General features: G+C 72.3%; 19 protein-coding genes and 1 tRNA gene. 9 read left to right on the forward strand and 11 right to left on the reverse strand.

The genetic code is table 11. The features are described 5' to 3' along the window. Positions 1-24: 24 nt before the first annotated feature. From ACS3YM_RS14580 to ACS3YM_RS14600, 5 genes are read right to left on the reverse strand one after another with little or no spacing between them, the layout of a single operon-like run. The gene (locus ACS3YM_RS14580) at positions 25-744 is read right to left on the reverse strand and encodes a GNAT family N-acetyltransferase (protein WP_439939901.1); all 720 of its coding nucleotides are present in this window, start codon (positions 742-744) and stop codon (positions 25-27) included. Next, positions 633-1,109 carry a MogA/MoaB family molybdenum cofactor biosynthesis protein gene (locus tag ACS3YM_RS14585; RefSeq protein ID WP_439937152.1) on the reverse strand — a complete coding sequence of 159 codons (477 nt, stop codon included), beginning with the start codon at positions 1,107-1,109 and terminating at the stop codon, positions 633-635. Before ACS3YM_RS14585 ends, ACS3YM_RS14580 begins: the two co-directional genes overlap by 112 nt. Then, positions 1,106-1,582 (reverse strand): cyclic pyranopterin monophosphate synthase MoaC, encoded by a 477-nt coding sequence (gene moaC, locus ACS3YM_RS14590; protein WP_439937153.1) that lies wholly within the window; start codon positions 1,580-1,582, stop codon positions 1,106-1,108. Before moaC ends, ACS3YM_RS14585 begins: the two co-directional genes overlap by 4 nt. Further along, complete coding sequence (gene glp / locus ACS3YM_RS14595; protein ID WP_439937154.1) at positions 1,582-2,823, reverse strand: molybdotransferase-like divisome protein Glp; 1,242 nt, start codon at positions 2,821-2,823, stop codon at positions 1,582-1,584. Before glp ends, moaC begins: the two co-directional genes overlap by 1 nt. Next, positions 2,816-4,216, reverse strand: a complete 1,401-nt coding sequence (locus ACS3YM_RS14600) for a UTP--glucose-1-phosphate uridylyltransferase (RefSeq protein ID WP_439937155.1) — start codon at positions 4,214-4,216, stop codon at positions 2,816-2,818. Before ACS3YM_RS14600 ends, glp begins: the two co-directional genes overlap by 8 nt. A 22-nt stretch (positions 4,217-4,238) precedes the next feature. Here ACS3YM_RS14600 and ACS3YM_RS14605 point away from each other — a divergent pair, with 22 nt between their 5' ends. After that, positions 4,239-4,853: a 5-formyltetrahydrofolate cyclo-ligase gene (locus ACS3YM_RS14605; protein ID WP_439937156.1), complete on the forward strand. Its 615-nt coding sequence runs from the start codon at positions 4,239-4,241 to the stop codon at positions 4,851-4,853. Positions 4,854-4,928: 75 nt separating this feature from the next. Here the strand turns inward: ACS3YM_RS14605 and ACS3YM_RS14610 are convergent, their stop codons facing one another. Continuing rightward, positions 4,929-7,574, reverse strand: a complete 2,646-nt coding sequence (locus ACS3YM_RS14610) for a penicillin acylase family protein (RefSeq protein WP_439937157.1) — start codon at positions 7,572-7,574, stop codon at positions 4,929-4,931. Between the two features lie 119 nt (positions 7,575-7,693). Here ACS3YM_RS14610 and ACS3YM_RS14615 point away from each other — a divergent pair, with 119 nt between their 5' ends. The 3 genes from ACS3YM_RS14615 to ACS3YM_RS14625 are packed head-to-tail and all read left to right on the forward strand — an operon-like array spanning position 7,694 to position 9,080. After that, positions 7,694-7,987, forward strand: a complete 294-nt coding sequence (locus ACS3YM_RS14615) for an FmdB family zinc ribbon protein (protein ID WP_439937158.1) — start codon at positions 7,694-7,696, stop codon at positions 7,985-7,987. A 51-nt stretch (positions 7,988-8,038) separates the two neighbouring features. Then, positions 8,039-8,671 (forward strand): SAF domain-containing protein, encoded by a 633-nt coding sequence (locus tag ACS3YM_RS14620; protein ID WP_439937159.1) that lies wholly within the window; start codon positions 8,039-8,041, stop codon positions 8,669-8,671. Between the two features lie 55 nt (positions 8,672-8,726). Beyond that, positions 8,727-9,080, forward strand: a complete 354-nt coding sequence (locus ACS3YM_RS14625; RefSeq protein ID WP_439937160.1) for an MscL family protein — start codon at positions 8,727-8,729, stop codon at positions 9,078-9,080. A 24-nt stretch (positions 9,081-9,104) separates the two neighbouring features. Here the strand turns inward: ACS3YM_RS14625 and ACS3YM_RS14630 are convergent, their stop codons facing one another. Together ACS3YM_RS14630 and ACS3YM_RS14635 are read right to left on the reverse strand one after the other, a co-directional pair. Then, complete coding sequence (locus ACS3YM_RS14630) at positions 9,105-9,284, reverse strand: hypothetical protein (RefSeq protein WP_439937161.1); 180 nt, start codon at positions 9,282-9,284, stop codon at positions 9,105-9,107. Further along, a complete protein-coding gene (locus ACS3YM_RS14635) occupies positions 9,281-10,537 on the reverse strand; it encodes an LCP family protein (RefSeq protein ID WP_439937162.1) in 1,257 nt (418 codons plus the stop codon). The genes ACS3YM_RS14630 and ACS3YM_RS14635 overlap by 4 nt, the downstream gene beginning before the upstream one ends. 190 nt (positions 10,538-10,727) lie before the next feature. On the opposite strand from ACS3YM_RS14635, the gene ACS3YM_RS14640 reads away from it, so the two are divergent. Then, positions 10,728-10,800 (forward strand) — tRNA-Arg (locus tag ACS3YM_RS14640). Between the two features lie 51 nt (positions 10,801-10,851). Here ACS3YM_RS14640 and ACS3YM_RS14645 read toward each other — a convergent pair. Next, on the reverse strand, positions 10,852-12,663 hold the full coding sequence (locus tag ACS3YM_RS14645; protein WP_439937163.1) for a glycerophosphodiester phosphodiesterase family protein: 1,812 nt from the start codon (positions 12,661-12,663) through the stop codon (positions 10,852-10,854). Positions 12,664-12,864: 201 nt separating this feature from the next. Here ACS3YM_RS14645 and ACS3YM_RS14650 point away from each other — a divergent pair, with 201 nt between their 5' ends. Further along, the gene (locus ACS3YM_RS14650) at positions 12,865-13,830 is read left to right on the forward strand and encodes a DUF6454 family protein (RefSeq protein ID WP_439937164.1); all 966 of its coding nucleotides are present in this window, start codon (positions 12,865-12,867) and stop codon (positions 13,828-13,830) included. Between the two features lie 91 nt (positions 13,831-13,921). After that, positions 13,922-14,116: a hypothetical protein gene (locus ACS3YM_RS14655; protein WP_439937165.1), complete on the forward strand. Its 195-nt coding sequence runs from the start codon at positions 13,922-13,924 to the stop codon at positions 14,114-14,116. A gap of 31 nt (positions 14,117-14,147) precedes the next feature. Here the strand turns inward: ACS3YM_RS14655 and ACS3YM_RS14660 are convergent, their stop codons facing one another. Next, entirely contained in the window at positions 14,148-15,683 is a 1,536-nt protein-coding gene (locus ACS3YM_RS14660; RefSeq protein ID WP_439937166.1) for a CehA/McbA family metallohydrolase, read from the reverse strand. A 130-nt stretch (positions 15,684-15,813) separates the two neighbouring features. On the opposite strand from ACS3YM_RS14660, the gene ACS3YM_RS14665 reads away from it, so the two are divergent. Next, positions 15,814-16,602 carry a hypothetical protein gene (locus ACS3YM_RS14665; protein WP_439937167.1) on the forward strand — a complete coding sequence of 263 codons (789 nt, stop codon included), beginning with the start codon at positions 15,814-15,816 and terminating at the stop codon, positions 16,600-16,602. Positions 16,603-16,611: 9 nt separating this feature from the next. On the opposite strand, the gene ACS3YM_RS14670 is transcribed toward ACS3YM_RS14665, so the two are convergent. Continuing rightward, positions 16,612-17,787, reverse strand: a complete 1,176-nt coding sequence (locus ACS3YM_RS14670; protein ID WP_439937168.1) for a saccharopine dehydrogenase family protein — start codon at positions 17,785-17,787, stop codon at positions 16,612-16,614. A 52-nt stretch (positions 17,788-17,839) separates the two neighbouring features. Between ACS3YM_RS14670 and ACS3YM_RS14675 the strand changes: the two genes are divergently transcribed. Next, the gene (locus tag ACS3YM_RS14675) at positions 17,840-19,699 is read left to right on the forward strand and encodes a beta-propeller domain-containing protein (protein ID WP_439937169.1); all 1,860 of its coding nucleotides are present in this window, start codon (positions 17,840-17,842) and stop codon (positions 19,697-19,699) included. The last annotated feature ends 21 nt before the right edge of the window (positions 19,700-19,720 follow it).

Genomic DNA, 19,720 nt, shown 5'->3' on the forward strand with positions numbered 1-19,720 from the left:
GATGTCAAGTGGTGTGTCGCAGAACTACTGGTGTGACTGGTGTGTCGCCAGCCTGGCCGCGACGCCCTCCGGGCACTCCTCTGCGGTGACCGCGAAGATCCGGTGGTCGCGCCAGGCGCCGTCGATGTGCAGGAAGCGCGGCGCGTAGCCGACCTGCTCGAGGCCGAGCTTCTCGACGACGCGCAGCGAGTTGGTGTTCTCCGGGCGCACGCAGATCTCGAGGCGGTGCAGCCCCACCGGGCCCAGGCAGTGGTCGATCACCATCGCCACCGCGCGCGGCGCCACGCCCCGCCCGGCGGCCTCGGCCGCGACCCAGTAGCCGATCGAGGCCCACTGGGCCGAGCCGCGCGCCACGTTGCTCACCGTGACCTGGCCGACGAACCGATCCTCGAGCTCGATCACGAACGGCAGGCACAGGCCCTGCTTCGCCTGGTGCAGCAGCGACTTCACGACCAGCTTGTAGGACGTGGGGCGCGGGGAGGCACCCGGCGGGACCGTCGCGTCCCAGGGCCGCAGCCAGTCGTGGTTGCGGGCGCGCACGGCCTGCCACTCGTCGGCGTCGGACTTGCGCAGCGACCGGACGACGACGCCCTCGGACTCCAGGCGCGCGGGCCAGCCCGGCGCGGTGGTGCTCAGTGGTCGCTCCCGACTACTTGCTCGACGGCGTGGCGCACGACCGGCTCGAGCACGCCCAGCCCGTCCTTCACTCCCCCGCGCGAGCCGGGGAGGTTGACCACCAGGCAGTCGCCGACGATCCCGGCGAGCCCGCGCGAGAGCATCGCGGTCGGTACGCCGTGGGCGACGCCGGCGGCCCGGATGGCCTCGGCGATGCCGGGCACCTCGCGGTCGAGGAGCGGTGCGGTGGCCTCGGGCGTGCGGTCGGTCGGGGTCAGCCCGGTGCCGCCGGTGGTGAGCACGAGGCGGGCGCCGGCGTCGACCGCGGCGGAGATGGCCTCGCGCACCGGGTCGCCGTCCGGGACGACGGCGGGGTCGTCGCAGTCGAAGCCCTGGCCGCGCAGCCAGTCCGCGATCAGCGGTCCGGTCTCGTCGGCGTAGACCCGGGCGGAGGCGCGGTTGGACGCGACCACGACGGCGGCACGGAGGCTCATCGCACCCAGTCTCCCGACCTGCCGCCGCTCTTGCTCTCGACGCGGATGTCGGTGATGACCGCCGCCTTGTCGACGGCCTTCACCATGTCGACCACCGTGAGCGCTGCCACCGACACCGCCGTCAGCGCCTCCATCTCGACGCCGGTGCGGTCGGTGGTGCGCACCGTCGCGGTGATGTCGACCGACTCGTCGGTGACCGCCAGGTCGACGGTGACGCCGGAGATCGACAGCGGGTGGCACAGCGGGATCAGCGCGGGCGTCTGCTTGGCGCCCATGATGCCCGCGATCCTGGCCACCGCGAGCGCGTCGCCCTTGGGCACCCCCTCGCCGCGGAGCAGGTCGGTCACGGCCCGGCTGACCAGCACGCGGCCGGTCGCGGACGCCGTACGCGCGGTGACGGCCTTGTCGCCGACGTCGACCATGCGGGCGGCGCCGGTGTCGTCGACGTGGGTCAGGCGCTCGGAGCCCACCATCAGAACTCCTCGTCGAGCTTGCGGATCGCGACCATCTCCCCGGCCTGGATCGCGGTCACGTCGGCCGGCACCTCGATGAGGCAGTTGGCGGCCGCGAGGTCGCCGATGAGGTGCGAGCCGTGGCCACCGACCGGCGAGACGAACGTGCCGCCGCGGTCGGTCTCGTGGTGAGCGCGCACCAGCTGCACCTTGCCCTCGGGCGAGGACAACCCGTGGGTGAGGCGGGCCCGCGCGGTGGGCCGGACGTAGGGCAGCTTGCCCATCATCCGGCGGATCGCCGGCAGCACGAACATCTCGAAGGAGACGTAGGAGGAGACGGGGTTGCCGGGCAGCGTGAAGACCGGGGTGTCGTCCTCCCCGATCGTGCCGAAGCCCTGCGGCTTGCCGGGCTGCATGCCGACCCCGCCGAACCACATCGTGCCGTGCTGCGACAGCGCTTCCTTCACGACGTCGAAGTCGCCCTCGCTCACTCCCCCGCTCGTCACGACGAGGTCGGCGCGGACCAGCTGGTCGCTGAGCGCCTCGGTGAAGGCGTGCGTCTCGTCGGGGACGATGCCGACGCGGTAGGCGATCGCACCGGCGGCACGCGCGGCGGCGGCGAGGAGGTAGGAGTTGCCGTCATAGATCGAGTCGTGGCCCAGCGGGGTGCCGGGGTCGCGGAGCTCGGAGCCGGTGCTGATGACGACGACGCGCGGACGCGGCCGGGTGCGGACGGTCGCGCGGCCGACGGCGGCGAGCATGCCGAGGTGCCGTGGGCCCAGGACGGTGCCCTCCTCGAGCAGCATGTCGCCCTCGGAGATGTCGTCGCCCACCGGGCGGATGTGCTGCCCGGGGGTGGCCGCGCGGGAGATGCGGACGTTCGCCACCCCGCGGTCGGTCCACTCGTAGGGCACGACCGTGGTCGCGCCCGCCGGGACCGGGGCACCGGTCATGATCTTCACGGCCGAGCCGGGCGAGAGGGCGAGGATCGACGACTGGCCGGCACCGATCTCACCGACCACCGGCAGGGTCACCGGGGAGTCCTCGCTCGCGCCGGCGACGTCGTCGGCGACCACGGCGTAGCCGTCCATCGCGGAGTTGTCGAAGCTCGGCAGCGAGATCGGCGCGACGACGTCCTCCGCCAGCGCGAGGCCCAGCGCCTCCATCAGCGGCTGCGGGAACGCCTGCAGCGGCGAGACGGTGGCGAGGATGCGCTCGATGTAGTCGGCCACCGGGAGGAGGCCCGGCAGCACCTCAGTCATCCTTGTCCTCACTGAGGACGGCGCCGCCCTCGACCCGCTGGGCGGCCTTGGCGTTGAGCGTCACGTCGCCCACCACCCGTACGCCGCGGCCGAAGGTCCAGTCGCCCTCGACGGTGAACGACTCGGCCTCGCGCAGGGACGGCGCCCCGTCGGGGAAGCGCTTGTCGAAGTCTCCGACCAACTTGTAGAACTCGCCGTCGAGCGAGACGAAGGGCACCTCGTCGCCGACCTGGTCCAGCACGAAGTCGCCGCCCAGGTCGTAGACGTCGGAGCGCAGCACCAGCAGGTCGTCGGTGGTCTTCACCGGCACGAACCGGTCGCGGCCGACCTCGATCGTGCGGGCCCCCTCGAACACCTCGATCGCCGCCCCCATGGCGGTCTCGATCTGGATGACCTCCGGGGTCGACGGGTCGGCGGGGTCGAGGGTCTTGACGTTGCGGATCAGCGGCAGCCCGAGGATGCCGCCGCGGGCGTCGAGGGCCTCGACCATGGCCTGCGCGTCGAACCACAGGTTGTTGGTGGAGGCGAACCGGTGACGGGTGAGGTCGGCCAGCGCCTCCTTGTCCTTGTCGAGCGTCTGCGCGGACTCGCGCAGGACGATCCGGCCGTCGGCCTTGCGGCGGGCGAAGTGGCCGCCCTTGCGGTCCGACGGCGTACGCCGCACGGCCTCGATCGCGAACGGCGCGCCGCTCTCCGCGAACCATCCGGCCACGCGGGCGTCGGGCACTGCGCCGAGGTTGTCGGAGTTGGAGACGAAGACGTAGCGGTAGCCGGCGTCGAGCAGCCGCGCCAGCAGGCCGGTGCCGCGCAGCGCGGTGTAGATGTCGCCGTGGCCGGGCGGGCACCACTCGAGGTCGGGCGCCTTGGGGTAGGAGGCCGGCAGCAGGTCCGCGGCGAGCAGCTTGGGCTCCTTGTTCTGCAGGAACTCCAGCGGCAGGCCGTCGACCGGCAGGTCCTCGTAGCGGGCCAGCGCCTCCATCGTGTCCGCGGAGGTCCGGAAGGAGTTCATGAACATCAGCGGCAGCGTCGCGTCGTACTGCTTGCGCAGGTGCAGCACCTGGCGCGCGATGATGTCGAGGAAGCTCAGCCCCCGGCGTACGCAGAGCAGCGACTTGGCGCGCTCCATGCCCATCGAGGTGCCGAGGCCGCCGTTGAGCTTGATCACGGCGGTCTTGCGGATCGCCTCGGACGCGACCTCGTCGGACACCTCGACGTCGGCCAGCGCCTCCATGTCGAGGGGCTCGATGGTGTCCTCGGCGATCATGCCGGTCTCACCGTGCTCGAGGAGCCGGTAGTAGTGCGCGAACGTGTCGATCGCGACCTCGTCGACGCCGGCCTGCCGCATCTTCTCGCGCGCCAGGTCGAGGCCGTACGTGCTGCCCTTGCTTGCCATGCTTCGATCGTAGGCTGCTTCCGTGGACACACCACAGTCGGCCGATCGCACGGCTGCCAAGACCGCCCTCCGCGACCAGGTGCTGGCCGCCCGCAAGCGCCGTCCGCTCGGGGCCGCGGCCGACTTCGCGGCCGACGTCGCGCGGGTCGCGACGGGCTGGGCGGCGGTCCGCGACGCGGCCACCGTGGCGGCGTACGTCTCGGTCGGCGGCGAGCCCGGCACCGGGCTCCTCCTCGACGCGCTCGTCGCCGCCGGCAAGCGGGTGCTTCTTCCCGTGCTGCTGCCCGACAACGACCTCGACTGGGGCGTCTACGACGGCCCGGCCAGCATCATGAAGGCCGTTCGCGGGCTCTACGAGCCGGCCGGAGCGCGGCTGGGCGTCGACGCGGTCCGAACGGCCGACCTGGTGCTGGTCCCGGGGCTGGCGGTCTCCCCCGGCGGCGACCGCCTCGGGCGCGGCGGCGGGTCGTACGACCGCGCGCTGGCGCGGGTGCCCGCCGGCACCCCGGTGGCGGTCGTGCTCTACGACGACGAGGTCGGCCTGGCGGTCCCCAGCGACCCCCACGACGTGCGGGTCGGCTTCGCGCTGACCGCCGGCGGCGTCGTCCCCCTGTCGGGATCACCGGGTACCCGGTGATCGGCGAGGTTATCGACCGTTGCAACGGTCGATAACCCGAAGGATCGCCGGGTACCCGGTGATCGCAACCGAGACCTACCTGGTGGCGGGCGTGAGCACCAGCCGGTCGTCGGCCGCGGCCTCGACGGCGTCGCGACTGTAGGCCCAAGGCAGGGTCTCGCCGTCGACGTAGAGCTCGGTCTGGTCGGAGTAGTGCGACGACGCCGGGTGCCCGGAGACGCCGGTGAGGTTGATCCAGCGGGAGTCGTCCCAGTCGGCGAGCGAGACGACCATCCGCATCGAAGGCGCGGCGGTCACCTCGTAGCCGTCGACGGCGTTCCAGGAGGTCGCGTCGACGATCGCGGACCCGCCGCCGACCTGCCACCCGTCGCGGTTGAACAGCCGCTCGACCAGCCCGACGCCCGACTCGCCGAGCGTCGCGTTGTGGAGGTTCATCCGGTGCAGGTGGCCCCACGTCCAGCGGCGCGGGTCGCGCGCCTGGCGCCGGGTGAGCTCGTCGCGGGCGGCGATCATCGCCTCGCGGAGGATGTCGTCGCGGGTCTCCACCTCGTCGGTCTCCACGTCGTCCCACCACGGGCCCGCGGGGTCGGGGAGCATCGCGGTGACGACGGTGAACCACCGGTCGCCGCCGTCGGGCCAGGTGCGCTGGCGCAGGTCGTCGTGGAAGGTCAGCTCGAGCAGGTTGCGCCACACGACGTTGAAGTACGCCGCCGGCGCGCTGTCGGCCGGTGAGGTGAAGTCCCAGTGGCGCAGCAGGCGCTGGGCGTTGCGGTAGTAGGGCGAGGGCAGGTCGGGGATGTCGAGGAGGTAGGGCACGAGGGTCTCGGCCATCGGGTTGGTCGAGTCGAGCTGGAGCTCGGCCATCTCCTGCACCGACAGCTCGCCCTCCGCCTCGAGCACCTCGCGCAGGCGGGTCGAGCGGTAGCCGTAGTCCCAGTCCTGGGTGAGGAGGTAGGGGTAGTCCTCGCCGACGACCGCCTGGTTGGCGGTGACGATCACGCCCTCCTCCGGGTCGAGCACGCTCGGCAGCCCGTCGAAGGGGATGTAGTCGCCGGTCCAGTCGTTGGCGCTGATCCAGCCCTCGACCGGCATGGTGCCGTCGTTGCCAGCGCGACGGATCGGGATCCGGCCGGGCGACTGGTAGCCGATGTGGCCCTCGCGGTCGGCGTACACCAGGTTCTGCGCGGGCACCGAGAAGTCGGCGGCGGCGGCGCGGAACTCGTCCCAGTCCGACGCCCGGTTGAGTCCGAGGATCGCGTCGGCCGTCGGGGCGGGCTCGAGGGCCGTCCACGCCAGCGCGACGGCGTACCCGCTGCCGCGCTCGCCGGGCTCGTCGGTCGGGGCGTTGGCGCCGACCGTCGCGAAGTCCGAGGAGACGTCGCTGATCAGTGGCCCGTGCACCGTCTCGCGCACCCGCAGCTCGACGTCGTCCTCGCCGCGCACCTTGATCGTCTCGGTGCGGACCTGCATCGGCTCGGTCTTGCCGTCGCGGACGTAGCGGTCGTCGCCCTCGGTCTGCTCGAGGAAGAGGTCGGTGACGTCGGGGCCGAGGTTGGTCATCCCCCAGGCGATGTCGGCGTTGTGGCCGATGATCACGCCCGGCACGCCGGAGAACGTGAAGCCGGAGGTGTCGAGCGTGCAGTCGGCGCTCAGCTCGCGGCAGTGCAGGCCCATCTGCATCCAGATGCCGGGCTGGCTGATGCCGAGATGCGGGTCGTTGGCGAGCAGCGGCTTGCCGGTGGCGCTGTGCTCGCCGTCGACGACCCACGAGTTGCTGCCGATGCCGCGGCCCTTGCCGATCAGCTCGGGCATCGCGTCCATCCGGTCCTGCACGCGCTCGAGGGCGTCGACGACAGCGGATGGGTACGCCGGACGGCGCGGGTTGCGGGTGGCGTTGCCCGACGCGTTCTGCTCGAAGACGCCGTCGACGACCCCTCCGCCCGAGACGATCGGCGGGTGGTCGGCGTAGGGGTAGGCGGGCCAGAGCGCGGCGATCTCGTCCTCGGTGTGGTCGAGCGACAGCAGCACCCGGTCGACCTCGGCGTCCATGTTGCCGCGCAGGTCCCAGGCCATCGCCTTGAGCCACGACAGCGAGTCGACCGGGTCCCACTCCTCTGGCGTGTAGTCGAGGCCGGTCAGCCCGAGCACGGCGTACTCGGCGGCGAGCTCGGAGGGCCGGCGCTCCGCGAGGTAGGCGTTGACGCCCTCGGCGTAGGCCGTCAGCGCGTCGCGCGTCGACGGCTCGAGGAGCGCCCACTCCTGCTCGGCCACGCCTCGCCAGTCCATCGTGCGGATGAACTTGTCGGTCTCGAGGGAGTCCTCGCCGAAGAGCTCGGACAACCGGCCCGCCGTCACGTGCCGGCGGAAGTCCATCTCGAAGAAGCGCTCCTGGGCGTGCACGTAGCCTTGGGCGCGCATCAGGTCGGCGTCGGTGTCGGCGTAGACCTGCGGGATGTCGTGGTCGTCGCGGATCACCTCCACCGACGCGGACAGGCCAGCGACCTCGACGTCTCCGTTGGTCTGCGGCAGCGGACGGCGTACGACGACCACCGCCGCGAGCGCCACCACGAGCAACACCACCACCAGGCCGACGGCGGTCCACGCCGCCCACCGCACGCCGCGGGGAGCGCGCTTGAAGGTCTGCCACCAGTGGGGGTGAGGCGTGCCGGAGCCCGGCTCGGGGGTGACTGTGGGTGCGGGGGTGGGTGACGGCTCGCTCATCGCGTCGCCCATTGTGCCGTACCATTGGCAGTCGAAGGGCTCGAGTGCCAGCGCGTCGCGCGCCGGCCGTGGCCGATCTCCCGTTTGCAGCACCCACGCACCAGCCGAGGACTCCAGACATGCCCACCTACCAATACGCCTGCACCGAGTGCGGCCACTCCTTCGAGCAGTTCCAGAGCTTCAGCGAGGACGCGCTGACCGTCTGCCCGCAGTGCGACGGCAAGCTCCGCAAGCTGTTCAACGCCGTGGGCGTGGTCTTCAAGGGCTCGGGCTTCTACCGCACCGACAGCCGCTCCGGCTCGTCCTCCTCCACGCCGGCGGCCTCGACCTCCTCGACCTCCGGCTCGTCGTCCACGTCGTCCACCTCGTCGACCTCCTCGTCGTCCTCCTCCACCTCGTCCTCGTCCGACTGACGCCTGTGGAGGGCCCCAGCGCGACCGGGGCGATCCGGCTAGCGTCGGGGGATGCTCCCGGGACTCCCGCCGACCCGGCGCCGGCTGCGCGCCGTACGCCACCAGCTGCGGCGCCGACGCCGGCTGATCGCCGCAGCCCTGGTCGCGGCCGCCACCGTCAGCGCGCTGCGCACGCTCGCGCCGCCGGCACCCGACACGGTCGACGTGCTGGTCGCCGCCCGCGACCTGCCCTCGGGCACCCGGCTCGCCGACGACGACCTCGTCCGACGAGCCTTCCCCGCCGACCTGGCGCCACCCGACGCGGCGACCGCGGCGACCGGCCGGGTCCTGGCTGCCCCGGTGGGCCGCGGCGAGGTGCTGACCGACGTACGCGTCGTGGGTCCGGCACTGGCGCTGGCGCAGCCCGGCGAGACGATCCTCCCCGTCCGGCTGCCCGACGCGGGGATGGCGATGCTGCTGCGCCCGGGCGACGAGGTCGACCTGGTCGCCACCGACCCCGGCACCGGCACGTCGGCCGTGGTCGCGCGCGACGTGACCGTCCTGGCCACCCCGACCGGTGCGCCCGAGGGTCCGGCCGGAGGTTCGGGCGGCGCGCTCGTCGTCATCGGCGCCTCCGCGGCCGAGGCGATCGAGATCAGCGGCGCGGCGCTGTCACAGTTCCTGACGGTGTCGTGGGACCGCTAGCGTGAGGGCCACTCGCTCGACCGAGGCCCCTCTCGGGCCCACTAGGAGGCACAGCATGAGTGGTTTCAAGAACTTCATCCTCAAGGGCAACCTGATCGAGATCGCCACCGGCCTGATCATGGCGCTCGCGTTCGCTGCGGTCGTCACCACCTTCACGGCCTGGCTCACCGGACTCATGCCCGAGTCCGCCTCCAGCTACTTCTCCACGGAGGAGCAGAGCTTCGGCGCCTTCCTCAACGCCGTGATCTCGTTCCTCATCATGGGCGCCGTCGTCTACTTCTTCATCGTGATGCCCTACACGAAGGCCAAGGAGCGCTTCTTCCCCTCCGAGGCCGAGGGCACGCCCGCCGACGTCGCCCTGCTCGAGGAGATCCGCGACCTGCTCGCCGCACGCGGCGGCACCGTCTGACCCACGCCTCGCCCGGGGAGGGCGTCAGCCGTGGTGGGGCGGCACCTGGTCGCGGTACCAGGCGTCGCCCTTGCCGGCCTTGTCCTCGCGGGCGTCGGTGTCGTCGCTGGTCTGCTCGGGCGTGCTGTCACCGAAGACCGCGGCCAGGCGTCGGCGGCGCTGCCACTCCGGCTCCCGCTCGGGGACGTCCTCGGGGGTGCTCACGCGCAGACTCCCGGGACGGGCTCCGGCTTCGTGGTCTCGGTCTCCGTGGGCGCCGGGGTCTCGCTGGGCGAGGCGGTCTCCGACGGCGTCTCGGAGGGGGACTCGGAGGGGGACTCGGTCGAGCTGGGCGTCTCGGTCGGGGTCTGGCTCTCCTGCGAGCTGGCGGGGGGCTCGGCGCTGATCGAGCTGCCGCCGATCAGGCTCGCGGGCAGCTCCTTGTCCGCGTTGATGAGCTTCCAGATCTTGGTGGCCTCCGGAGTCCAGAAGACCTTGCCCCAGTGGTCGGAGTCGCGCGAGAAGTACTCCGTCGGCAGCGTCACGAACTTCACCTTGTCGAGGCCGATGCTCTGCAGCTGCATGGCGATCTTGCCCAGCCGGGTGACCGAGTCCAGCTCGGTGTCGGTGGTGAGCGACTTGGTGGCGGCGTCGAGGAAGTTGACGACCTTGTCGAAGCGGGTGAGCGTGCCGGCCGACTTCACCTCGCGCACGAGCGCGGCGATGAAGGTCTGCTGGCGCCGGATCCGGGAGATGTCGTTCTGCTGCTCGAGGTCGCCGACGTAGCGCGCCCGGACGTAGTCGAGCGCCTGGTCCCCGCTGAGCACCGACGGGTCGCCCTTCGGCACGAAGATCTGGTGCTTCGGGTCGTCGATGTCCTCCGGGACGCAGACCGGCACGCCGCCGACGGCGTCGACCATGTCGCCGAACCCGTTGAAGTCGACCACCACGAAGTGGTCGACGTAGACGTCGGTGGTGGACTCGAGCTGCGCGACGGTGCAGACCGGCCCGCCCTCGGTGTAGGCGGCGTTCCACATCACCTCGGACGCCTCAGGTGACTCGCCGTCGTTGCACTCGGGACGGTCGACGATCGAGTCGCGCGGGATCGAGACGGCGTACGCCCGGCTCCGGTCCGCGGACAGGTGCACGAGGATGGTCGTGTCGGAGCCGCCGCCGCCCTCCTGGTCGATGTCGCAGCCCTCGCAGTCACGCGAGTCGGACCCCATCACCAGGATGTTGAGTGGCTCGCCGTTGCCCTTGTAGACCTTCTCGGGCCGGTCGTCACCGAGCTCGGCGAGCGAGACGCCGGTGATGTTGCCGTTGAGGTGGCGGACGAAGTAGACCATCCCCAGACCGGTGACGAGGGCGAGCACGACGGCAGTGATCAGGATGACGCGGCCGACCGCGTGCTTGCGCGGGGCCGTGCCCTTGCGCTTGGGCGCGCCGTCGGGAGTCTCCGGGCGCGACTCATCCGACACGGGGCTCACCTTCGACAGGGGGTGTACTGCTGACCGGCACGAACCTACTTCACTCGGACAAGATTTCGTCCTCCGCGACACCACTGGTTCGGGAGCCCGATCGGCTGCCCGACCGCCCGCGGGTGCGCGACGGCGTACGACGTCGTGGCAGGATGCTGCCCGCCGCAGAACCTCCGGGTGACCCGGCGACGCCCCAGTAGCTCAGTGGATAGAGCAGCCGCCTCCTAAGCGAAAGGTCGCGCGTTCGACTCGCGCCTGGGGCACGACAGCGATGTCCCGCGACACCGTCGATGCGTGTCGCGGGACATCCCTCGTCAGGGAGTCAGCGAGCGCTCCAGCGCGTCGAGGTCGTCGGTGTTGACCTGGTCGACGCCGAGCGCGACGAGCTTGGCCCACAGCCGCTCGCGGGCGGGTCCGGGCTGGTCCGGCGTGGCCCAGAAGCGCACTCGGTAACCGCGGTCGTGGGCCGTGGTCACGATGTCGCGCAGCTTCTGCTCCTCGGCTGCCGGCATCTCGCCGCTGCCGTCCCAGGTGAAGTTCTTGGTCCAGTTGTCGCTGACCAGCGGCATGAACGACGCAGGCACGCCACTGTCGAGGTCGGCGAGCCGGCCGTCGTAGCCGGCGTACCGCTCGGCCTGGGCGAGCATCGCGGCCTTGTCACGGTTGCCGCTGATCACCGCCGTGACCGCGCCCCGGCGCGTCTCCGTGGGGGTGAAGGTCGTCATCAGGTTCGGGTGCTCTCGCAGGACCTCGTCGATGGCCGCCCAGGTCGGACCTGCCTCCGACTTCACGTCGATGAGCAGCTGGAAGTAGCCGTCCCAGCCCGGGTACTCGGTGCCACCGTTCATCCGGCGGCGGGCCTCGAGCGGGGAGAGGTACAGGGCCTCCAGCGTCCGGCCGGACTGGACCTGATCACGGTCGTGGGCGACGAGCAGCTGCCCGTCGACGAGCCAGACGTCGGCCTCGACGCTGGTGAAGCCGTGGTCCAGCGCGTCCTGCAGCGGGCGCTTGTGCTCGTAGTCGTTGTGGGCGTGGGCCTGCTGCAGCGGCGCAGCCTGCCGCGGCGCGACGTGCGGCGCCGGCAGCTCGTACCCCCGCTCGGCCAGGACCTCGCGGAGCCTGTCGGGGTAGTCGGTGATCAGCCCGTCGACCCCGTCATCGATGAGCTTGCTCATCGTCGGCTTGTCGTCGACGGTCCACGGGATCACCTTGATGCCGCGGGCATGGGCGGCTTGCACCATGTCCTGGGTGACGTAGGGCTTGTAGTCGGCGTCGGTGACCTTGCCGTTCTGCGGGAAGCCGTGCACCGGGGAGAACGCCGAGGCGCCGAAGCTGTCGATCGCCTTGATCGGGTCGCCGCCGAAGTCGTCGATGTCGAGCCCTCCGAGCCACGGGGACTTGCCCGGCTGACCGGTCTGGAGGAAGTCGTAGTTGGTCAGCGCCACCAGCGGCAGGCGCGGGTCGACCTGCTTCATCCGCATCAGGGCACCCCAGTCGAAGCTCTGGATGGTGACCTGCGGCGCGATGTCCGCCGACCGGATCTCGCGGTCGGTCACCTGGACGAACTGCTCCCGGGGCGCGGTCTGGCTGGGAGCCCCGGCCTCGACCTTGGTCTCCACGTTGAGCTTCAGGTCGTGCGCCTCGTAGGCCTTGACCAGATCGAAGACCTCGCTGAGCAGCGGCATCCGCTCGCCGGGCGACGCCGTCTGACCGGGGAACTGCGGCAGCGTCTGGCTGCCACAGTCGAGGGTGCGGACCTGGGCCAAGGACAGGGTGTTGACGTACTTGCCGACGTAGGGGTACTCCGGGTCGCCAGCCGTGACCGGGTGCGTGTCCTGGCACTTGCCTCCGTTGACCTTGCGGTCGTGGGTGACCACGGCCTGACCGTCCTGGGTGATCTGGACGTCGAGCTCGAGGGTGCTCACGCCGAGCCGGATGGCCCGGTCGAAGGAGGCAAGAGTGCTCTCGACCGTGAGGCCGAGGCCGCCACGGTGTGCCTGCAGGTCGAAGGTGGGCTGAGCGGCTTCGTGGGACTGCGCCGCACCGGCGGACTGGACGGGCGCCGCGACGACAGCCGTGGCGGCGACGAGGGAGGCCAAGCCGGTCTTGAGGTTCCGAGTGGTCATGACGCGCAGGCTCCGGGGAGGAACGGGCCGCCCGGCGAACGGACTGCGACGAGGCGTCGACGGCGGGCCGGCCATTGGGCGGCGGGCCTCCGTTTCGGTCCGCGGCCCCGCTCCGTTCTCCGGGTGTTCGCAGCAGGGTCACCGCGAGTAGGCCGGTCGTCCCTAGCGTCCCGGGCACCTGCCCCCGACCGAGGAGTCCCCGTGACCCGTCGCCTCACCTCCATCTCCTGTGCCGCCGCGCTGGTCCTCGGCCTGACCACGGCCGCGTCCGCCCGAGCAGGCGCGCCGCCCGCGGACGACGATCCGCTGGTCGGCGCCTTCGAGAACGTCTCCCGGAGCACCACCTGGACGAAGACGGGGACGCTGCGCCTCGACTTCGACACCCACCACCCCCAAGCCATGGAAGTCGTCGGCGACCGGATCTACCTGTCGTCGGTGGAGATCATCGAGCGGCCCCAGAAGTACCCGGAGCCCGTGGGCGGGTACGACCGCAGCCCCGGCAAGGGCGTCGGTCACCTGTTCGTGCTCGAGAAGGACGGCACGCTCGTCAAGGACATCGTCCTGGGCGAGGGCGACATGTACCACCCCGGCGGTCTCGACGTGGACCAGGACGGCAACATCTGGCTGCCCGTCGCCGAGTACCGCCCCGACAGCGCGGCGATCATCTACGAGGTCGACCCGGACACCTTCGAGGCGCAGGAGATGTTCAGGGTCTCCGACCACATCGGCGGCGTCGTCCGCGACCAGGAGACCGGCCGCCTCGTGGGTCAGTCCTGGGGCTCACGTCGCTTCTACGAGTGGTCCACTTCCGGCCGGCAGAAGGCGAGGTGGCTCAACGACAGCCACTTCATCGACTACCAGGACTGCGAGTACGTCACCTCGCGCAAGACCCTGTGCTCCGGCATCGCCGGCCTGCCCGCTCAGCCCGACGCCAGCACGCCGTACGAGCTCGGCGGCTTCGCGCTGCTGGACCTGCGGACCCGCCGCATCCTGCACGAGGTCCCCACCCAGCTGTGGTCGACCGCCGGGCACGTCGTCACCCGCAACCCCACCGACATCGACGCAGTCGGCGACCACCTGACGATGTACGCCGCCCCGGACGACTTCGGCGAGGGCAACAACACCGAGATCCTCGCCTACGAGGCGACCGTCACTCCGCTCTCCTGAACGTGACCCGAGCCTCGACGGCGCGTGCCCACCGGCTCGGCGCGCCGTCGGGACCGGGGCTCGGGCCCACCGCGTCGGCGCACACAGCGTCATGCCTGGCTTCTACGACACCTCCGGTGCCTACCTCGGCGAGGGCCGCTGGACCTATCACCTCGACGAGGCACATCACGAGGAGCAGGGCGGCCACCCCGACGAGCACGCCGCCTTCCGCGTCGCGGTGCCCGACAGGTTCGCCGGCAAGGCGGCCTCGGCGGCCATCGGCGTCCCGGTGCTCGTCAACGAGTAGCGGGCCTCCCCAGCCAGCGCCGGGACCCGGGTCAGGTCAGGAAGATCGGGTTGGTCATCGCCACCATCGGCGCGGCCGGAGCCCCCTCGAGGGGGTTGACGACCGGCGCCGCGCCGGGGCGCCGTACCTCCGCGCGCACGAACGCCGCCGTCGCGACGGGTACGGCGACCTCGACGACGCCGCGCCCCGCCGCGTCGGTGAGCGCGCCGCCGAGCACGGCCGCGGGGCCTCGGACCTGGAGGAGGCAGCCGGGCGCCCCGGAGACGACGAGGCGCACGGACGCAACGTCGGTGGGGCCGGCGCCGAGCCGGTCGCCGCACTCGGCGGTGCGACCGTCGACAGCGGCGGAGAGCTCGAGGTCGACGGCGGACGACTCGGCCAGCCAGGAGTGGCCGCCCTTGAGGCCCGCGACGACGGCGCCGCTCGAGAGCGAGGCGGCCCGGACGACAGTCTGGGCGCGACCGACGGTCTGACCGGCGTGGTGGGAGTCGGAGTTGCCCACCACGGGGACGAAGCGTCCGGACACGAGCAGGGCGTGCCAGTGCTCGACGCCGGTCTGGTCGTCGGGGGTCCAGGGTCCGTTCCAGATCTCCACGGCGTCCATGTGGGGGTAGGCGTACCCGAAGTCCCACTTGGTGGAGGGAATCGGCACCCACGGGTGGTTGGCGATCGCGAGTCCGCCCAGCGAGCGGACCCGTTCGGTGAAGCGGCCGAGCTGGTCGTCGGCCGGTCGGAAGCGCCAGTCGATCCACGCCCCGGCGGGCAGGCCCATCGCCTGCCAGTGGCCGGCGCGGGTGGTGACCTCCTCGCCGTTGATGACCAGGAAGTCGTCGGCCACGTGCTCGCCCCAGGACAGCGAGGCGCTGGAGGTGTTGTGCTCCGAGGAGCCGATGAAGTCCAGGCCCGCCGCGCGGGCGGCGGCGAGGAGCTCCGGCTGGGTCCACCGGCCGTCGGAGTGCACGGTGTGCAGGTGCAGGTCGCCGCGGTACCACCCGCTCGTCGTGCCTGCCACCGCCCGTGGCGCGGGCCGCGGCTCGAAGGCCGGCTCCGGCGGCCCGAAGGTCAGCGTCACGGTGACGCGCCAGTCGACGCCGGGCGGCACGATCGCGACCGGTCCGAGCACGACGTGCCAGACGCCCGCGGTGATGGGCCCGGGCAGGTAACCCGGGGTCGCGGAGCCGCGAGCGATGCGGAACTCCGTCCGCGCCCCGCCCGACCACCCGCGGAAGCCGGCGGTGTTGCCGAGGTCGTGCCCGGACGGGTCGAACATCCCGATGTCGATGACGTTGACGCTGAAGCCCGCGCCGGTGTCCCGCTTGTCGTAGGAGTAGGCCACGTGGATCTCGCGGACGCCGCGTGGCACCCGCACGGGCAGGTAGTGCCAGTCCGGTGTGGCGACGCCGTCGAAGTGGCCACTGAAGCTCAGCACCGCTGGCTGCCGGGTCCGCCGCTGCCTCGCCGCCGCGGCCGGGCTGGGTCCGGCGGTGGCGGCGTACGTCGCCACGCCCGCCCCGCTCAGCAGCAGGGCGCGTCGGTCGATGGCGGGGCCGTCGTGGTGGTCGCACACGCCGGAAGAACGATGCCGCCCGAGGCCGGGTTACCCCCTGGGCCGGGCGTTCATCGGCTGTTCATCGGGTCCGGTGCGGCCGTGGTGTCGTGCGCGCCGGAGCTCCGAGCCGTGTGGCACCATCCCCGCCGTGATCATCGGACTGGTGGGCGACCTCGAGGGCGACCGGGAGTGGGCGGTCGCCCGGCTGCGGGAGCTGGGCGAGCGCGGGGACGTCGAGGTCGTGTGCCAGCTCGGCGACCTGCGCTTCGGGATGGGCCCGCGGTCCGAGGACTACCTCGCGGCCATCGAGGCCGTCTGCACCGAGCACGACCTGCGGCTGCTGTGCGTCAACGGCAACCACGAGGACTGGGCCCGGCTCGACGCGATGTGGGCCGACCCGGCCCATCAGGACGGCGACGGCAGGCCCCGGTCGATCGAGGTCACCGACCACGTGACGCTGCTGCCGCGCGGCCACCGCTGGGAGATGGGCGGCCGGTCCTTCGTCGCGCTCGGCGGGGCACCGTCGGTGAACCGCCTGCGGCTGACCGAGGGCGTCGACTGGTGGCCGACCGAGGTCATCACGGACGAGCACGTCGCGGCCACGATCGCGGGCGGGCCGGCCGACGTGGTGCTCCTCCACGACAGCCCGGCGCCGCCGTGGTGCACCGCGCCGGTGCGCGAGATCGCCGAGGGCAACCCGAACGACTGGCCCGAGGTGATCCTCGCCGAGGCGGACGAGGGCATGGCACAGGTGACCCGCGCCGTCCTCGGCGTACGTCCCCGGCTCGTCGCCCACGGCCACTTCCACGTGGCGGGCGAGGCCGTCGTACGCCTCCCGGGCGCGGACCACGACACGACCATCTGGTCGCTCGCCGCCAACGGCGACCCGCGCAACGTCCGGCTGCTGGACCTGAGCACGCTGACCGATCCGGCCTAGCCGACCGGCTCAGACGTTCTCGAAGCGGATCCCGGCCTTCTGCAGGCGCACGAGCAGCGCGTCGCCCATCGCCTGGACGGGGGTGACCTGCCCGGCCGTCTCGGGGTTGTCGTCGAGCGCGAGGCAGAGGGCCGCCTCCGACAGCATCTTCGCCGTCTCGGTGTAGCCCGGGTCGCCGCCGGACACGCGGGTGTGGACCGTCTGCCCGCCCGCCTCGCCGACGAAGTCGACGGTGAACCACGACTTCTCGCGCTTGGCCTCGTCGGGCCCGGTGCCCTGCGGCACCCGGCTCTTGAGGAAGTCACGCAGCGGCTTGACCTGCGACGCGACGGTGAGCGCGCCGACCGCGGCCGCCCCGCCCGCGGCGTAGCGCAGCGTCTTGGTGCCGGCCCAGTGCGAGTAGCGGAACTTCGGGCCGTACGCCGCCAGCGCGGCGCCGGAGCGCGCGACCACGATCGGGTCGATGGTCGGCAGCGGGAGCAGCCAGTAGCCGAGCACCGGGTCGCGGTGGGGCTTGCCCCCGACGGCGCGCGACGACCGGCCCTCGGGACGCACCTCCGCCCGCCGGCGGGCGGCGTACGTCGTGCGCATCTGCCTGGCGCGGGCGAACTGGTCGAGGGCGGAGTGGAAGGTGCCGCCGGAGAAGGTGCCGCCCGAGCGGACCACGCCGCGCAGGGTGATCGGCTGGTCGGACGGCAGCTGCTGGACGGTGTAGTAGGCGCCGAGGTCGTGCGGGATCGAGTCGAAGCCGCACGCGTGGACCAGCCGCGCGCCGGTGCGCAGGGCGGTCTGGTGGTGCGCGAGGAAGGTCTGGTCGACGAACTCGGGCTCGCCGGTGAGGTCGAGGTAGTCGGTGCCGGCCTCCGCGCACGCCGCGACCAGCGGGCCGCCGTGCTCGAGGTAGGGGCCGATCGTGGTCGCGACGACCCGCGTCCGCCGGGCGACGTCGGCCAGGGCGGCGGGGTCGGCCGCGTCGGCGACGAGGACCTCGACGCCCGTGCTTCCCTGCTCGCCCAGCCGGCGGCGTACGGCCTCGAGCTTGTCGGCGTTGCGCCCGGCGATCGCCCACCTCAGGCCGGCGGGCGCGTGCGCGGCGAGGTAGTCGGCGGTGAGGCCGCCGGTGAACCCCGTGGCGCCGAACAGCACGAGGTCGAAGTCACGATCGGTGGGGCGGTCGTCGCTCATCGCGTCATCGTGCCACGCGGAACCACGGGCGCATCCGCCCCGTCCCACCGCCATGAGTCTCCGCAGGATCACGACCGGCGTCGCCGCCGCCACCAGCCTCGTCGCCGCGGTCGGCGTGGGCTACGCCCTCGGCAGCGCCGGGCCCGCTGAGGTGCCGCCGTCGGACCCGCCGATCTCGCTGGCCAACGCCGACCTCACCCTCGCGACCGACTGCGACGCCCTCCTCGACTCCTACATCGAGCGGGCTCTCGACCAGGTCGGCCCCTACGGCTGGGGCGACGGAGGGGTCGTGATGTTCGGGGCGTCCGACTCGTCCGCGGGCGCCGAGATGAGCGCCCCGTCAGCCAGCGCGCGGACGGTCAGGACGTCGCGCACCGAGAGCAACGAGTCGGGCACCAACGTCCAGGAGGCCGGGGTCGACGAGTCCGACGTCGTCAAGGTCGCCGGCTTGCTGCTGCTGCGGCTGCGCGAGGGCGAGCTGCTGGCGTACGACGTCTCGGGGCCGCAGCCGTCGCTGCTGTCCACCACCCGGCTCGACGACGCCCGGGGCAACGACTGGGTCGGCGACCCGGGCGGCGAGATGGTCTTCGTCGACGGCCGCGCGGTCGTGCTCGGCACCTCGCAGGACGGCAGGTCCTCGACCATCACCACCGTCGACCTGGCCGACCCGACCTCGCCGAGCGTCGTGGACGCCACGACGATCCGGGGCCGCGCCTCCGCGGTCCGGCTGCACGGCGACGTGGTGCGCGTGGTCCTCCAGAACGGCCTGCCCGAGCTCGACTTCTCCTACCCCGACGGCACGTTCGGCCAGATCCGGTCGCGGCTGCACAACCGCGCCCTGGTGCGCGACACCACGCTGGCCGACTGGCTGCCGACCGTCGACGGGGAGCCGGTCGTGGCCTGCGACGAGGTGGCGATCCCCGACGACGAGGAGGTCGCGCTCGGCACGACCACCGTGCTCGCCTTCGACCCGGCCGACCCCGGGGCCCGCACCGCCACGGCGGTGGCGACGGACTCCGACACGTCGTACTTCTCGACCGACCGGTTCTACCTCGCCGCCGGCGCACCGCAGTGGGGAGTCTGGAACGACTGCATCGACTGCGGCCGCGGCACCTGGGCACCCAGCGGCACCACGCCGGTCTTCGCCTTCGCGCTCGACGGGACGGACGCGACGTACGTCGCCTCGGGCGAGGTCGAGGGCACGATCGCGGACCGTTGGTCGATGGACGCCGTCGGCGGGTCGCTGCGGGTCGCGGTCGGGCCGAGCAGCGAGACCGGCAACTTCAACTCGGTGGTCACCTTCCGCGAGGAGGGCGCGAAGCTGCTCGAGGACGGCCGCGTCGACGACCTCGGCGTCGGCGAGCAGATCAAGTCCGTGCGCTGGTTCGACGACCTCGCGATCGTGGTGACCTTCCGGCAGACCGACCCGCTCTACGCCATCGACCTGAGCAGCCCCGGCGACCCGCGCCTGCTGGGCGAGCTGAAGATCCCCGGGTTCTCGGAGTATCTCCACCCCCTCGGCGAGCACCGCCTGATCGGGATGGGCCAGGACGCCGGCCTCGACGGCATGACCCGGGGTGCCCAGGCCGCGCTCTTCGACGTCACCGACCTCACGAACCCGCGCCAGATCGACGTGGTCCGCTACGACAAGGGCACCTACGCCGGCGCCGGCATCGACCCGCGCCAGTTCACCTGGCTGCCCGAGCAGCGCGTCGCGCTCACGGTCGTCTCCCAGGGCTGGGAGGGCACCACCGGCTGGGTCTCGGTGCTCTCGCTCGCCGACGGCTCGATGACCAACCGCATGGTCGAGGTCGAGCACGGCAGCGACGTCGCCGACGTACGCCTCGTGCCCCTCGCGTCGGGCAAGGTGGCGCTGGTGACGGGTGAGGACGTCGGCTTCTTCTCCCTCTGACCGCGCGTCCGGACGACGTAC

This window comes from Nocardioides sp. N13(2025), from assembly GCF_051912545.1.
Classification (GTDB): domain Bacteria; phylum Actinomycetota; class Actinomycetes; order Propionibacteriales; family Nocardioidaceae; genus Nocardioides.

Coding starts and splice junctions, on each gene's coding strand:
- ACS3YM_RS14585 (WP_439937152.1), bottom strand. CDS start 1,109: ATGAGCCTCCGTGCCGCCGTCGTGGTCGCGTCCAACCGCGCCTCCGCC.
- moaC (WP_439937153.1), bottom strand. CDS start 1,582: ATGGTGGGCTCCGAGCGCCTGACCCACGTCGACGACACCGGCGCCGCC.
- glp (WP_439937154.1), bottom strand. CDS start 2,823: ATGACTGAGGTGCTGCCGGGCCTCCTCCCGGTGGCCGACTACATCGAG.
- ACS3YM_RS14600 (WP_439937155.1), bottom strand. CDS start 4,216: ATGGCAAGCAAGGGCAGCACGTACGGCCTCGACCTGGCGCGCGAGAAG.
- ACS3YM_RS14610 (WP_439937157.1), bottom strand. CDS start 7,574: ATGAGCGAGCCGTCACCCACCCCCGCACCCACAGTCACCCCCGAGCCG.
- ACS3YM_RS14615 (WP_439937158.1), top strand. CDS start 7,694: ATGCCCACCTACCAATACGCCTGCACCGAGTGCGGCCACTCCTTCGAG.
- ACS3YM_RS14620 (WP_439937159.1), top strand. CDS start 8,039: ATGCTCCCGGGACTCCCGCCGACCCGGCGCCGGCTGCGCGCCGTACGC.
- ACS3YM_RS14625 (WP_439937160.1), top strand. CDS start 8,727: ATGAGTGGTTTCAAGAACTTCATCCTCAAGGGCAACCTGATCGAGATC.
- ACS3YM_RS14645 (WP_439937163.1), bottom strand. CDS start 12,663: ATGACCACTCGGAACCTCAAGACCGGCTTGGCCTCCCTCGTCGCCGCC.
- ACS3YM_RS14655 (WP_439937165.1), top strand. CDS start 13,922: ATGCCTGGCTTCTACGACACCTCCGGTGCCTACCTCGGCGAGGGCCGC.
- ACS3YM_RS14670 (WP_439937168.1), bottom strand. CDS start 17,787: ATGAGCGACGACCGCCCCACCGATCGTGACTTCGACCTCGTGCTGTTC.
- ACS3YM_RS14675 (WP_439937169.1), top strand. CDS start 17,840: ATGAGTCTCCGCAGGATCACGACCGGCGTCGCCGCCGCCACCAGCCTC.